A 14,666-nucleotide genomic window follows, 5' to 3' on the forward strand; every position below is an offset into this window, starting at 1 on the left:
CTAATTTATTCGGATTGCCGAAGAATGTTATGCAGTTGCCGTTTCGCGGGCTTTGTCAGCGGCATCATCTTCCTGGGTCATACGATTCAGTTTCGGTGCAGTCAGCAGCATCAGGACTGCGATCACCGCAGTGGCGATGCCAATCTTCATGAACACATCACCGTAGACGTGCAGGGACATCAGGGGATCAGTCACGTTTTCTGGAACTGCCATCAGGTTAGCCACGTTACCCGCGATGATGGCTGCACCGGCAGTGGTCAGGAACCAGCTACCCATGATGAAGCCCATCAGACGCTGTGGAACCAGCTGTGCAACCATCGCCAGGCCGAGACCGGAGATCATCAGCTCACCGATAGACTGCAGCGCATAGCTCAGAATCAGCCAGTTAACGGACACGATACCAGCATCGGTTGCGAACTTGGCACCCAGTGGCAGCACCAGGAAGGCCAGTGAACAGAGGATCATACCGAAGGCAAATTTGTGCGGCATCGGCATACGGTCGCCCATCTTGTTATAGATAGCGGCCAGGATTGGACTACCAATCATGATCCAGAATGGGTTCAGGGCCTGATACTGCTCTGGCTCGAACGCGATACCCAAAATGGAGTGCTCAACGTTACGGATAGCGAAGAAGTTCAGAGAGGTTGGCATCTGGCTGTACAGCACGAAGAATACAATCGCTTCAACCATCAGAATGAAGGCCACGATCATTTTACGACGCGCGGCACCTTTCATCGCGAAGGTCTCTTTCGCGAACAGGCAGATGATACCCAGAGCAACCACGGCCAGAACCATACGAGCGATACCCTGGTTGTGCAGCAGCCAGGTGGCAATGGTCACCAGAACCACAACCCCAACGATGGTGGCCAGCAGTTTACCCATGTGAACCGGGGCAAAGTCAGGCTTGGAACCGTAGCTTTTCACCCATTTCTGGCAGAACGCAAAGTTCACCACGGTAATACACATACCCACCACGCTCAGCGCAAACGCCGTGCTCCAGCCATATTTCGCGGCGAGCCACGGGGTCGCCAGCATAGAGAAGAAAGAACCGATGTTGATGGACATGTAGTACATGGTGAATGCACCGTCCAGACGCGGGTCGTCTTTCTCATAACAGGTTGAAAGCAGGGCGGATGGGTTAGCTTTAAACAGGCCGTTACCCACAGCGATAGTCGCCATACCCATATACACGACGGCGGCATCGTGCCCCGAGAAGGCCACCAGCGCATAACCAATCGCCAGCACAACCGCACCCAGCATAATGACACGCTTGGTACCGAGCACTTTATCACCCAGCCAGCCGCCTACAGCGACCAGACCATATACCAGTGCGCTGAAAGAGGAGAACAGCGTAATAGAATCCGCTTCGGACATACCCAGTTGTTTAACCAGGTAAACGGCCATGATGCCCTGAAGGCCGTAATAACCAAAGCGTTCCCACAGTTCAATTGAGAAAATGAGATAGAAAGATTTCGGTTGTTTGAAAGCGTTCAGACTCACGCTTTCAGTTGGTTTATTGTTTGCAGTAGACACATATACCTCTTTTTTTACATCCCATATTAACGGGGTTCGTGGGCGTGACGTTCGTTTTGACATCCGCCTTATAGTTATTCTTGGAGGGGAAAACGGCAGGTAATGTTCACTATCCTGGACAATCGCACAAGGGGTTTGTAATACTCTGTTACACATAACGAGGGCGTTATAATCGTCCGTTCATCTAAATGTTATTCAGCGTTTAACTTCGCCGTTTCGATTCTTCTGGTTTTTTTCACTAAAAAGGTGCCGATTTTCTGGGCTTGTGGCGATATGTTCTGCCGTTTTGCTTGCTGGGCAGTCATATAGGCCAATAATCCGAAAAATAGTGGTGATATGTCTGGTTAAAAAACAGTTAACCGCTGCATGAGCAAAGGCTTAGCTTCGTTTCTTTAACATCGTTTTAACGTGGTGTTATGGAAGTGATCTGTGTCACATTTGTATAGAAATTTCAGTTGGAAAAAAAACGATTAACCTGTCCGAGCGATAACAGGCCAGATGATGCATTAGTCTGGAGGGGTTTTATGGACAATAAAATGGAGAGAACGCCGTGCCGCGACACGGCGATAAAACAGGATCAGATATCGACTTTCTCTTTATATTCACAGAGGTCTTCAATCAAGCAGGAGCCGCAGCGCGGTTTACGTGCGACGCAGGTATAACGTCCGTGCAGAATGAACCAGTGATGGCAGTCGACTTTAAACTCGGCGGGGACCACTTTTAGCAGCTTATCTTCTACCTGCTCAACGTTTTTCCCCGGCGCAAAGTTGGTGCGATTGCACACCCGGAAAATATGCGTATCCACCGCGATGGTCGGCCAGCCGAAGGCGGTGTTCAGCACCACATTGGCGGTTTTACGTCCGACACCGGGTAAAGCCTCCAGCGCCGCGCGGTCTTCCGGTACGACGCTGCCATGCTGTTCAATCAGGATCCGACAGGTCTTAATCACGTTTTCGGCTTTGCTGTTAAACAGGCCGATAGTCTTGATGTATCCCTTCAGCCCGTCAACGCCGAGCGCCAGAATCGCTTCCGGCGTATTCGCCACCGGATAAAGTTTGGCGGTGGCTTTGTTAACGCTCACGTCGGTCGCTTGGGCTGAGAGCAGAACCGCAATCAGCAGCTCAAACGGCGTGGTGAAATTCAGTTCCGTGGTCGGGTGGGGATTGTTGTCACGTAATCGGGTGAGGATCTGGTGACGCTTCTCTTTATTCATCAAGCTTTCCCTGGCGTGGTTTTCACATCCGGCGCAACTTCACAATGGTTACGTACGGTGCTGGCTTTCTGCTTCGCGCGCTGATCGATAACGTATTTAATCGCCAGCAGCATTCCCAGACCAATGAACGCACCCGGGGGCAGCATCGCCAGCAGGAATGGCGTGTCGGTATGGAAAACTTCAATGCGCAGGGCTTTGGCCCAGCCGCCGAGCAGCCCATCAGCGCCGTCAAACAGGGTGCCGTTGCCGAGAATCTCACGAATAGAGCCCAGCACAAACATCGCACAGGTGGCACCCATGCCAATCGAGAAACCGTCCAGGGCCGACAGCATCGGGCCTTTCTTAGCGGCGAACGCTTCGGCGCGCCCGACCACGATACAGTTGGTCACGATCAGCGGAATAAAAATTCCCAGCGACTGATACAGCCCAAACGCATAGGCGTTGATCAGCATCTGCACCGAACTCACCACCGAGGCGATAATCATGACGTATATCGGAATACGAATTTCCGATGGTGTCCAACGGCGCAACAGGGAGATAAACAGGTTAGTCAGGGTTAAGACCAGCGTGGTGGCCAGTCCCAGCCCGAGGGCGTTAGTCGCCGTCGAGGTCACAGCCAGCAGCGGGCACAGGCCCAATAGCTGCACCAGCGAGGAGTTGTTTTTCCATAATCCCTGAACAATAACGTCTTTGATTTCGCTCATGATTTACTCTTCACAGGGGGTAAGTTCGTTAATCTGCTGCGGCAACGTCTGCGCAAACAGTCCGGCACGCTTCACGGCGTTCACCACTGCACGCGGGGTGATAGTCGCCCCGGTAAACTGGTCGAACTCACCACCATCTTTTTTCACCGCCCACTGGCTGTCACTTGCTGAGTGGATAATTTTTCCGGCAAAACGGGTTATCCAGTCGGAATGGCGCAGTTCAATCTTATCGCCTAAACCTGGCGTTTCATGATGCTCAGTCACGCGCGACCCCAGCACCGTGCCGTTAAAATCGGCACCCACCAGCAACTGAATGGCACCGGAATAACCGTCCGGAGCTGTCGCCTCCATCACTACTGCGACCGGGGTGTCGTCTTTACGGGCAATATAAATCTTGTGGCTGCCTTTCCCCAGTTCAGGAGCGTTCAGCACATAGCAGCTTTTCAGCAAGTCGTTATTATAGCTATCTTGCGTCACCACCTGATCGAACAGCGCCATCTGCTGTTTGGCAGACTGCGTATCAATGGTGCTTTTGGTCATCTGGTTAATTATGGCCGTCATCCCGGTGGCACCGGCGGCGAAAAGCGCCAACGTGATGCCATGTTTGCGAATCGTAGTCAGCATGGTCGGTCTCAGCGGTGTCCGTAAACGCGCGGGCGCGTGTAGTAATCAATCAGCGGCACGGTAATGTTGGCCAGCAAGGTGGCAAAGGCCACGCCATCCGGATAGCCGCCAAAGCTGCGAATCAGCCATACCAGGACACCCGCCAGCGCGCCGTAGACCAGCCGCCCGCGATTGGTGGTCGAGGCGGTTACCGGGTCGGTCAGAATAAAGAATGCGCCGAGCATGGTGGCCCCTGAGAGCATATGCATTTGCGGGGACGCCAGTGTTTCAGGCGAGAAAATCCAGCCTAGCGTAGAGCACACGGCCAGCGTCAGCAGGAAACTCACCGGAATATGCCAGCGAATAGCGCGCTGCCACAGCAGGAACAAGCCGCCTGCCAGGTAGGCCACGTTCACCCACTGCCAGCCAATTCCGGCCAGCGCACCGCGATAAATCGACGCGTTCAGAATGTCGCTTACGCTATGCCCGGCGTGCAGTGACGTTTTGAAGGTATCAAGTGGCGTTGCCTGACTGATCCCGTCCACGCCCATGCGCAGGGTGTTGATGTCAGCCCCGGTCGCGGTATGGCCGCTGAAGATTATCTGCAACGTATCCATCAGGCCTGGGGTGGTGATGGCGATTTCCTGCGGCGGCAGCCAGGACGTCATCTGCACCGGGAACGAAATCAGTAGCACCACATAGCCAATCATCGCCGGGTTAAACGGATTCTGACCCAGGCCACCGTACAATTGCTTGGCGATAACGACCGCAAAAGCGGTGCCGAGCACAATCATCCACCAGGGTGCCATGGAAGGAATACTGATAGCTAATAGCAGACCGGTCAGCAGGGCGGCGTTATCCTGCAGCGTGTGTAGCACATTCTGTTTACGCAGACGAAGGATGGCGGCCTCTGCACCCCAGGCCGTAAGGCTTGCCAGCACTATCTGAACGAGCGTCCCCCAGCCAAAAAACCAGGTCTGAATAGCGATGCCCGGCACGGCCGCCAGCAGTACCAGCAGCATAATGCGCGAGGTCTGGCGATGGTTATGGGTATAAGGAGAGCTTGCGATTTTAAAAACCATTTATTCCTCGTTCACTGCCTGTTTTTCTGCTTTGCGTGCTTTCGCTCGGGCGATAGCCGCTTCAACGGCGGCTTTACGCGGATCGATGGTTTCAGCCACCGGTTCATTGGCGGCTTCTTTTTCGGCTTTCCGCGCTTTGGCACGGGCGATGGCGGCTTCCACAGCGGCCTTGCGCGGGTCGACGGTTTCAGGCGTCGGTTCCGCAGCGCGCTGCTGTTCAGCTTTCCGTGCTTTGGCACGAGCGATCGCCGCTTCCACAGCGGCTTTACGCGGATCGACGGTTTCAGGCGTCGGTTCCGCAGCCGGTTGCTGTTCAGCTTTCCGCGCTTTGGCACGGGCGATCGCCGCTTCCACAGCGGCCTTGCGCGGGTCGACGGTTTCAGACATCGGTTCCGCAGCGGGTTGCTGTTCAGCTTTCCGCGCTTTAGCCCGGGCGATGGCCGCTTCCACAGCGGCTTTACGCGGATCGATGGCTGCACTCGCCGACTCAACGGTTGTGTCGTGCTGTTGTTTTTCAGCCTGTGCGGCACGCGCCTGTGCTTTTCGCGCTTCGCGGGCGGCGATCACTGCGCTGTTATCGGGCTTAGCCCCGGCCTGAACGATAATCGGCTGCGAGGCCTGCTGTTTCTCGCGCACACGGTTCAGCGCGGCGTTAATCGCATCCTGATCCTGCGCGGCAGGCTGTACAGCAGACTGTTTGTGACGTTCCTGGCGCGCCGCTTTTTCACGTTCCAGACGCTCGGCGCGGGCTTCAAAGCGGGCTTTAGCCTCAGCGGCACGTTTTTCTTCCAGGCGAATGGCGGCAATCTCGGCCTTTTCCTGGCGGAAATACTGCACCAGCGGAATATTGCTTGGGCAAACCCACGCGCAGGCCCCGCATTCGATACAGTCGGAAAGGTTGTGCGCGGTGGCTTTGTCGTGCTGCTGGCCTTTACTGAACCAATATAGCTGCTGTGGGAGCAAATCAGCCGGGCAGGAGTCGGCGCAAGCGCTGCAACGAATACACCCTTTTTCTTCTTGCTGCTCACCCATCTCACTGGCGGAAGGTGCCAGTAAGCAGTTGGTGATTTTCACCACCGGGACATCCAGCCACGGCAGGGTAAAGCCCATCAATGGACCGCCCATGATCACCATCTGTTCTGGGCCAGGACAGAAGCCCGCGTCTTCGAGCAGATGACGCACCGGGGTGCCTAAACGAGCCCAAACGTTGCCCGGACGCGAGACAGATTCCCCGGTGAGGGTCACTACGCGCTCGGTCAGCGGTTCGCCGTCGATCACCGCCCGTTTCACGGCAAACGCGGTGCCGACGTTTTGCATCAGTACGCCGATATCTGACGACCGCCCGCCGTGCGGCACCTGTTTCCCGGTCAGTATTTGCGTCAACTGCTTGGCACCGCCGGACGGGTACTTGGTGGGGATCACCCGCAGGCTGATGCCGTGGGTATTGGCCAGCACCGCACGCATCATCGAAATGGCCTGCGGTTTGTTGTCTTCCACGCCAATCAGCACCTCTTTGGGCTGCAGAATGTGCGCCAGAATACGGATGCCCTCGACGATTTGCGCCGCACAGTCCTGCATCAAACGGTCGTCAGCGGTGATATAGGGTTCACATTCCGCCGCGTTGACGATCAGCGTCTCGATTTTATCGCCGCCGCCGTTGAGCTTAACCCCGGTCGGGAAACCCGCGCCGCCGAGACCAGCCACGCCGAAATCATGAATGCGTTCAATCAGCGCCTCGCGGCTCTGCTGCTGCCAGTCGCTCCAGCCGTCGCGATCAATCCAGCGGTCCTCACCGTCGGCCTCGATGATGACGCTCATTTCTGCCAGTGCTGAGGGATGAGCGGTGGAGTGGGGCGCAATGGCAATCACGGTACCGGACGTCGGTGCATGTACCGGCAGCATTCTGCCCCAGCCACGCGTCAAGGGCTGACCGCGCAGGACGTGCTCGCCTACGCTCACGGTCAGTTCACCTTCGGTGCCTATATGTTGTTTGAGTGGCATCACGTAACGCTGCGCAAGAGGAACCTGGCGCAGCGGCGTGCCATTCGACTGTGTCTTCATTTCAGGAGGATGAATCCCCCCTTCGAAATCCCAGATTTTGTCCTTTCTGAACGCGGAGAATAACTTAAGCATGGTGTTCCACTGGAATAATACGCACTGGAATGGTTTGTAGATCCCACTTCCAGCTGTCGGTCGTCTCGGCGACCGGACGTAATTCGATACACTGCGTCGGACACGGCGCGACGCACAGATTGCACCCGGTACAGAGGTCGGTCACCACGGTATGCATGGCGCGCGTGGCACCGACGATGGCATCCACCGGGCAGGCCTGAATACATTTGGTGCAGCCAATACAATTCGGCTCGTCAATAACCGCAATCATGCGAACCGGCTCAGCGGCCTGTTCGTCGCCGTCGATTGGCTGCGGGTCTACGTTTAGCAGGGTAGCAATTTTCAGCATCACCGCTTCGCCACCGGGGGCGCAACGGTTGATTTTCTCACCCTGGCTGCCGACGGCTTCTGCGTAGGGACGGCAGCCGGGATAGCCGCATTGCCCACATTGGCTCTGCGGCAGGATTTCATCAATTTTTTCCACCACCGGATCGTCTTGTACCGCAAAGCGGCGCGAGGCATATCCGAGAATGCCGCCAAAAATCAGGCCTAACAGGCTGAGGGCAGCGATGGCAATCCACACTAACGTCATTACAACTTCACCAAACCACTAAAGCCCATAAAGGCCAGAGACATCAGCCCGGCGGTAATCAGCGCAATGGCATTCCCGCGGAACGGGGCAGGGACATCGGCCACCACCAGACGCTCACGAATCGCTGCGAACAGCACCATCACCAGCGAAAAACCGACTGCCGCGGAGAAACCGTACAGCGCCGATTGCAGGAAGTTATGCCCGAGGTTGATGTTTAACAGTGCCACGCCGAGCACCGCACAGTTGGTGGTAATCAGCGGCAGGAAAATCCCCAGCAGGCGATACAACGCCGGGCTGGTTTTGCGCACCACCATCTCGGTGAACTGCACCACTACGGCGATGACCAGAATAAAGGCCAGCGTGCGCAGGTAAATCAGATTTAGCGGAATGAGGATCCAGGTATCTATCAGCCACGCGCAGACCGAGGCCAGCGTCATCACGAAGGTGGTGGCAAGACCCATTCCCATAGCCGTTTCCAGTTTTTTGGAAACGCCCATAAACGGGCACAGTCCAAGGAACTTCACCAGAACGAAGTTATTAACAAGAACAGTGCCGACGAAAAGCAGCAGGTAATCAGTCATAGTGAGCCTGAAACGAAAAAAAAGCCGCCTATTATCGGACAAACCGCAGCAGGCGACAACAGGTTATCTGTAGGGTTATTACGGATTCACAAAGGTCCGCTTTACACGCGTGGAACGCTTAAAGTACGGAACCAGCAACGCAGTGGCCAGCAACGGGAACAGCAGCTGGCGCAACGCAAGGGCATCGGAGACCGGCGCGAAGGCGAAGGCTTTCACCGCCAGCAGCACCGAAATCAGCAGCCAGATAATATAGTGCTTCGGCACCAGCTTGCGGCGTTTAAAGAAAGCGGCGGTCAGCCAGAAGGTATAGGCCCACATCGCAACGGCAAAGACCATCGACAGCAGCCACAGGCTCAGGTTTGTCGCGCTTAAAGCGCCCAGGTTGCTGCGTGCAGCAGGGGACAGTAACACACCTGCGTATAACAAAATGGCAAGCGATGCGCTGATCAAGGCCACAATCAGCCATGCAAGCGGGGCAAATAGCCAACCACCAATACGTTCTGTGGGTTCAGTGGACATTACGTCTCCGGAATCAGCGTCAGTCAAAAAAGCAGGGCGAGAAGTATAAGCAACTGACGCGTGAGAAAACAGTCTTTATTGCACGTAGTGCCAGACGGTCTTCGGCACTTCACCGACGTTGTATAAACGGCCACCGGAAACCAGTTCAGCACGACGATGATCGGCCGCCCGATACATATTCACAATGTCCTGGGTATCCGTCAGAGAGTAATTCAGATGGTCAAAGAGTTTTTCCAGACTTTCGAGGGAACTGATCTTTCGGAATTTTAATAAATAATCCTGAACGGTCATTTTAGCGCGTTTCCATTTTATGATGTTGTAATTATGAGGTAAGAACAACCTGCCAACGGCAACCTGGGTTGTAAGTGGTGTCAAATCAGACAGTGATAATCGCACGAATTATTTCGGCTATAAATAGCAAAAACAAGCACGGAACGTGATTCTGTTGTCGTTAAATTTAATTTAAGAATTTTCTAAAACTATATCAGGCGTCGGATGACGCCTGGAGGGGAAGATTATCGCTGTTGGCCGCGGGTGGCAATGACGTTTTGATACCAGAAAAAGCTCTTTTTACGTTTTCGTGTCAAATTCTGCTGATGATCAACATAAACAAAACCATACTGTTTTTTGTAACCGTTCAACCAGCTTAATAAATCAATAAATGACCACGGGTAATAACCTCGGACGTCTGCGCCCTGCGCCATCGCTTTTTCCATGGCATCAATATGCATCTGTAAATAGTCAATACGCGGTTGATCGACAATTTCTCCGTCAATAATAGGGTCTTTCGCGCCTAAACCATTTTCGGTGATGTACATCGGAATATCGCCATAGCGTTCTTTAATCATCATAATGCCGTCGGTCAAACCCTGAGGCCAAATCTCCCAGTCCCAGTCGGTATATACCCCGTCCGGATTCCGCACGAATTTGAACAGGTCTTTGAAGCCGAACTCTGCCCCACTGTTGGGTTCGCCGTTATGGTTGCTGGCGATCTGCGTGTCGCCCGGGTTGGCGACCACCGTTTCGCGGCGGTAATAGTTAAGGCCAATGAAGTCGCAGATGTTGTTGCGCAGCAGCTCATCATCGCCCGGTTCAAAGCGGGGAACATCCCACAGGGCCTGCGTTTGAGCGAGCAATGCTTCAGGATAGTGGCCTTTGAGCACCGGATCGTACAGCCAGTGGGTATGGATAGCATCCGCCAACTCAGTGGCGATGCGGTCTTCCGGACTGCTGGTTAGCGCGGTATGCGGTTGCAGGACGTTTACGAAACCAATGTCGCCCTGAATGTTCATTTCGTGGAAGGCTTTCACCGCCAGGGCATGGGCGATAAACACCTGATGACAGGCCTGAATCGCCCGGGCCGGATCACGAACCGACGGGGGATGGCTGCCGGTGATATAACCGTGGCCGATAAAGACGATGGTTTCGTTAAAGGTGGCCCACAGTTTAACGCGGTCGCCGTAGCGCGAGTAGCACAGGCGGGCGTATTCCTCGAAGGCAAGCGCGGTGGAACGCACCTCCCAACCGCCTTCATCCTGCAATGCCTGCGGCAGGTCCCAGTGATAAAGCGTAATCATGGGCACAATGTTGTGCGCCAACAGGGTGTCGATTAAATCGCTGTAGAATTTAACGCCGGCTTCGTTCACTTCTCCGCGGCCGTTAGGCAGCAGGCGAGGCCAGGAGATAGAAAAACGGTAGCTTTGCAGGCCCATTTCGGCCATCAGCGCCACGTCTTCCTGCATCCGGTGATAGTGATCGACGGCGACGTCGCCATTGGTGTTTTGATATGTCGTACCAGGGAGATGAGAGAAAACGTCCCAGATGGAAAGCCCTTTGCCATCTTCGTTATGTGCGCCTTCTACCTGATAGGCGGCGGTTGCCGCGCCCCACAGAAAATTTTTTGGAAATGCAGCCATTACACGCTCCTTATCGATGAGATAAAAGCAGTGTAAGGAGTCAGACTTAGGGTCTGCAACCGGTTTCAGAAACCGGTTACATAGGTTGCGACCGGAGTCACTTTCTTACCGTTATTTATGTTGTGCGGTGGCAGGGGGCTCTGGTGGCTGGTAATTATCAATATGATGCGCCGCAATCAGCAGCAAAAAGCACACGCCCAGTACAATCCAGCCCACCAGCTCGACGATACGATTAAATACCATACTCATAACAATCAATGTCCAAAAGAATCCAGGGGCGAAATGTTACCAGGAACATGGCGTTCGCGCCAGTTGAAACGGGGAGTGTTAATAAAGGGTTGTGAGCCTCTTACAGATGTTGTGAAATGGCGGGTAACCACAGATGAGGGCAAAAACATGAGTGACACTATCCGCGTCGGATTAATTGGCTATGGCTACGCGAGTAAAACCTTTCACGCACCGCTGATCAGCGGTACGCCGGGAATGACGTTGGCGGCAGTTTCCAGCAGCGATGAAGCGAAAGTCAAAGTGGACTGGCCGGGTGTTAAGGTCGTTTCTGAGCCGAAGCATCTGTTTAACGATCCCAGCATCGATTTAATTGTCATTCCCACGCCTAACGATACCCATTTCCCGCTGGCGAAGGCCGCGCTGGAAGCGGGCAAGCATGTGGTGGTGGATAAGCCGTTCACCGTGACACTGTCACAGGCTCGCGAACTGGATGCGCTGGCGCGTAGCCTCGGTCGTCTGCTGTCGGTGTTTCACAACCGTCGCTGGGACAGCGATTTCCTGACGGTAAAAGCCCTGATCGCTGAAGGCTCGCTTGGCGAAGTGACCTTCTTTGAGTCGCATTTCGACCGCTATCGCCCGGAAGTCCGCAACCGCTGGCGCGAGCAGGGCGGCCCTGGGAGCGGCATCTGGTACGATTTAGCTCCGCATCTGCTCGATCAGGCGGTGAATTTATTCGGTCTGCCGGTCAGCCTGACAGTTGACCTGGCGCAGTTGCGTCCGGGCGCGCAGTCAACGGACTACTTCCATGCGGTGCTGAACTATCCGCAGCGCCGGGTGATCCTGCACGGCACGCTGCTGGCCGCAGCGGAATCCGCACGTTATATCGTGCATGGCACCCGCGCGAGCTACGTTAAATATGGACTCGATCCGCAGGAAGAACGCCTGAAAAACGGGGAGCGTTTGCCCCAGGAAGATTGGGGTTATGATATGCGTGATGGGGTGGTGACGCGTGTGGACGGCGATGACCGTACGCAAGAGACCTGGCTGACGGTGCCGGGTAACTATCCGGCCTATTACGCCGGTATTCGTGATGCCCTGAACGGCAGCGGAGAGAACCCGGTCCCGGCGAGCCAGGCGATTCAGATTATGGAATTGATTGAGCTGGGGATTGAATCCGCGAAGCATCGCGCGACGTTGAGCCTGACCTGATGAATTACCCGGTGGCGGTGGCGCTCACCGGGTATTTTTTTAAGCCGCTTTTACCGCATCAATCAGCGCCTGTTTCTCCTGGGCGGAAAGGAACGCTATCTCCAGACCGTTAATCTGCGCCTGACGGATCTGCGCCGCAGAAAGACCGGCTGCCGGGGCCGCTACCTGGTACTCGTGAATAATGTCGATCCCTTGAACCGCCGGGTCGTCGGTATTCAGTGATGCCAGCACGCCGTGTTCCAGGAACGTCTTGAGTGGGTGGCGCGCCAGGGTTGGCACGGTGCTGGTCTGAATGTTTGAGGTCAGACAGGATTCAATTCCAATGCGCTGTTCGGCGAGGAAATCCATCAACGCGCGGTCTTCCACTGCTTTTACACCGTGGCCGATACGCTCGGCACCCAATTCACGAATCGCCTGCCAGATGCTTTCCGGCCCGGCAGCTTCACCTGCATGAACGGTGATATGCCAGCCCGCATCGCGTGCGCGATTGAAATGATTGAGGAACAGGCTGCCCGGGAAGCCCAGTTCATCACCGGCCAGATCCAGGGCGGTAATACCGTCGCGATGGGCGAGCAGGGCGTTCAGCTCTTGTTCACAGGCAGTTTCGCCGAAGGTGCGGCTCATGATGCCAATCAGTTTGGCCTGCACCGGGAAATCACGGCAACCTTGCTGCACCCCGGCGATCACCGCTTCAACCACCCCGGCGACCGGCAGGCTGTGCGTCATTGCCATATAGCCCGGCGAGAAGCGCAGTTCAACATAGTGCAAACCGTTGCGGGCAGCATCTTCAATATTCTCATACGCTACGCGGCGACAGGCGTCGAGGTCGGCCAGGACTTTCACACCCCAATCGAGTTTGCTCAGGAAGCTGACGAGATCTGGTTCATTGCTGGTGACCTGAACGTGCGGGCGCAAGGTGTCCAGCGTGGAGGCAGGAAGCGCAATGTTATGCTGGCGACCGAGTTCAAGAATGGTTTGTGCGCGAATGTTGCCATCAAGGTGGCGGTGAATGTCTGTCAGGGGCAGGTCTTTATGAATCATGGTCGCACTCTTTTTTTAGGTGAAGTTTTTTAGGTAAAGTGCGACACATTATAAAGCGAAAACGAGGGAAAAAGCTATTTTGCGCAACGACTATCTCTGTTGCGCAACAGCGTTAGCGAACGGCATGAAGGGCGTTAATCAGCCCCTGGACACCACGTTCGAGCTTACTGCGTGGACAGCCCGCATTGAGACGGACAAAGCCATTGCCTTCTTCCCCGTAGGTATAACCCGGCATGATGGCGACCTTTTGTTGCTCAATCAGCACTTTTTGCAGCAGTTTGTCGTCGATGTGCAACGGGCGTAGATCAATCCACGCCAGATACGTTGACTCCGGCGGTTGCCAGTGAAGTTCCGGGAAGGCGGCGTTCAATTCGCTGGCAATAAAGCGCATGTTGTCCTGCAAATAATCACGCAGCGCGTCAAGCCAGGCCTCGCCCTGTTCATAGGCGGCAATGTGCGCCACCACGGCAGGAATGGAAGGGGAAGATAGTCCGTCCCGTCCTTTAAGCGCGTTGAGATACCCATTGCGCGAGGTTTCTGCCCCAATCAGACCGTATGCCCCGGTCAAGGCTGGAATGTTGAAGCTCTTGGAACCTGAGGTGAACAGCGCCCAGTCGTTTTGTGCCACTTCACACCACGGAATATGGCGGCGACCGTGCCAGGTCATATCCATGTGGATTTCATCGCTGATCACCTTCACGCCGTGCTTATTGCACAGGCTGGCGATAGTAGTCAGCTCTTCGCGAGTCCACACTTTCCCGGTGGGGTTATGTGGGCTGCACAACAGCAGGATTTTATTTCGTGGTTCGGCAAGCACGCTTTCCAGCAGCGTCATGTCACATTGCCAGCCTTCGGCGGTCTGATGCAGCGGCACGGCGGCAATCTGACGATGGTTACCCTCAATCGCTTTGTAGAAAGCGTCATAGGCCGGGGTCTGGACCACCACGCCGTCGCCGATCTCTGACCATTGGCGGATCATTTCTGAAACCATGTAAATAACCGACGGGCCGTACACCACCTGTTCGGTGTCAATCTGGCTGTCAAAACGTGTCTGGAACCAGTGCTGAATCGCGCCCAGGAACTCGTCGTTTTTCCAGCGGCTGTAGCCCAGTACGCCATGGCTCAGACGTTGGCTGACTGCCTCCAGGATGCAAGGGGCGGTGGCGAAATCCATATCCGAGATGGTGAAAGGCAGTAAATCCGCTGCGCCGAAGCGGTCAGCAACGTAATCCCACTGGGTACACCAGGTGCCGTGGCGGTCTACAACCGTTGAGAAATCAAACATCGGAAACTCCATTTCGGTCAAACGGGGGAGGAAACATTGTCCCCCTTC

General features: G+C 55.1%; 15 protein-coding genes. 1 reads left to right on the plus strand and 14 read right to left on the minus strand.

Annotation, left to right across the window (positions count from 1 at the left end; translation table 11 throughout):
* Positions 1-27: 27 nt before the first annotated feature.
* The 12 genes from dtpA to blr form a co-directional block, all read right to left on the minus strand.
* Positions 28-1,533, minus strand: coding sequence for a dipeptide/tripeptide permease DtpA (gene dtpA / locus SIK69_RS17785; protein WP_319630535.1), 1,506 nt, complete (start codon positions 1,531-1,533; stop codon positions 28-30).
* 577 nt (positions 1,534-2,110) lie between these two features.
* A complete protein-coding gene (gene nth, locus SIK69_RS17790; RefSeq protein ID WP_319630534.1) occupies positions 2,111-2,746 on the minus strand; it encodes an endonuclease III in 636 nt (211 codons plus the stop codon).
* The gene (locus SIK69_RS17795; RefSeq protein ID WP_319786679.1) at positions 2,746-3,450 is read right to left on the minus strand and encodes an electron transport complex subunit E; all 705 of its coding nucleotides are present in this window, start codon (positions 3,448-3,450) and stop codon (positions 2,746-2,748) included. The genes nth and SIK69_RS17795 overlap by 1 nt, the downstream gene beginning before the upstream one ends.
* Before the next feature lie 3 nt (positions 3,451-3,453).
* Positions 3,454-4,074, minus strand: a complete 621-nt coding sequence (gene rsxG, locus SIK69_RS17800) for an electron transport complex subunit RsxG (protein WP_319630532.1) — start codon at positions 4,072-4,074, stop codon at positions 3,454-3,456.
* An 8-nt stretch (positions 4,075-4,082) separates the two neighbouring features.
* The gene (rsxD, locus tag SIK69_RS17805; RefSeq protein ID WP_319630531.1) at positions 4,083-5,135 is read right to left on the minus strand and encodes an electron transport complex subunit RsxD; all 1,053 of its coding nucleotides are present in this window, start codon (positions 5,133-5,135) and stop codon (positions 4,083-4,085) included.
* Positions 5,136-7,268 carry an electron transport complex subunit RsxC gene (rsxC, locus tag SIK69_RS17810; RefSeq protein WP_319786680.1) on the minus strand — a complete coding sequence of 711 codons (2,133 nt, stop codon included), beginning with the start codon at positions 7,266-7,268 and terminating at the stop codon, positions 5,136-5,138.
* Positions 7,261-7,839 (minus strand): electron transport complex subunit RsxB, encoded by a 579-nt coding sequence (gene rsxB / locus SIK69_RS17815; RefSeq protein WP_319786681.1) that lies wholly within the window; start codon positions 7,837-7,839, stop codon positions 7,261-7,263. Before rsxB ends, rsxC begins: the two co-directional genes overlap by 8 nt.
* On the minus strand, positions 7,839-8,420 hold the full coding sequence (rsxA, locus tag SIK69_RS17820; RefSeq protein WP_319630528.1) for an electron transport complex subunit RsxA: 582 nt from the start codon (positions 8,418-8,420) through the stop codon (positions 7,839-7,841). The genes rsxB and rsxA overlap by 1 nt, the downstream gene beginning before the upstream one ends.
* 78 nt (positions 8,421-8,498) lie before the next feature.
* Complete coding sequence (locus SIK69_RS17825) at positions 8,499-8,939, minus strand: DUF2569 domain-containing protein (protein WP_319786683.1); 441 nt, start codon at positions 8,937-8,939, stop codon at positions 8,499-8,501.
* Positions 8,940-9,014: 75 nt separating this feature from the next.
* Entirely contained in the window at positions 9,015-9,230 is a 216-nt protein-coding gene (gene ydgT, locus SIK69_RS17830; protein ID WP_319630526.1) for a transcription modulator YdgT, read from the minus strand.
* A 224-nt stretch (positions 9,231-9,454) separates the two neighbouring features.
* Entirely contained in the window at positions 9,455-10,855 is a 1,401-nt protein-coding gene (locus SIK69_RS17835; protein ID WP_319630525.1) for a GH1 family beta-glucosidase, read from the minus strand.
* Between the two features lie 111 nt (positions 10,856-10,966).
* On the minus strand, positions 10,967-11,104 hold the full coding sequence (gene blr, locus SIK69_RS17840; RefSeq protein ID WP_319630524.1) for a division septum protein Blr: 138 nt from the start codon (positions 11,102-11,104) through the stop codon (positions 10,967-10,969).
* 147 nt (positions 11,105-11,251) lie between these two features.
* Between blr and SIK69_RS17845 the strand changes: the two genes are divergently transcribed.
* The gene (locus tag SIK69_RS17845; protein ID WP_319786684.1) at positions 11,252-12,292 is read left to right on the plus strand and encodes an oxidoreductase; all 1,041 of its coding nucleotides are present in this window, start codon (positions 11,252-11,254) and stop codon (positions 12,290-12,292) included.
* Between the two features lie 39 nt (positions 12,293-12,331).
* Here the strand turns inward: SIK69_RS17845 and add are convergent, their stop codons facing one another.
* Both add and SIK69_RS17855 read right to left on the minus strand, forming a co-directional pair.
* Positions 12,332-13,333, minus strand: coding sequence for an adenosine deaminase (gene add / locus SIK69_RS17850; protein WP_319786685.1), 1,002 nt, complete (start codon positions 13,331-13,333; stop codon positions 12,332-12,334).
* A 112-nt stretch (positions 13,334-13,445) separates the two neighbouring features.
* Positions 13,446-14,618 carry a MalY/PatB family protein gene (locus SIK69_RS17855; protein ID WP_319630521.1) on the minus strand — a complete coding sequence of 391 codons (1,173 nt, stop codon included), beginning with the start codon at positions 14,616-14,618 and terminating at the stop codon, positions 13,446-13,448.
* Positions 14,619-14,666: the final 48 nt, after the last annotated feature.

This window comes from Scandinavium lactucae (assembly GCF_033843265.1).
Classification (GTDB): Bacteria; Pseudomonadota; Gammaproteobacteria; order Enterobacterales; family Enterobacteriaceae; genus Scandinavium; species Scandinavium lactucae.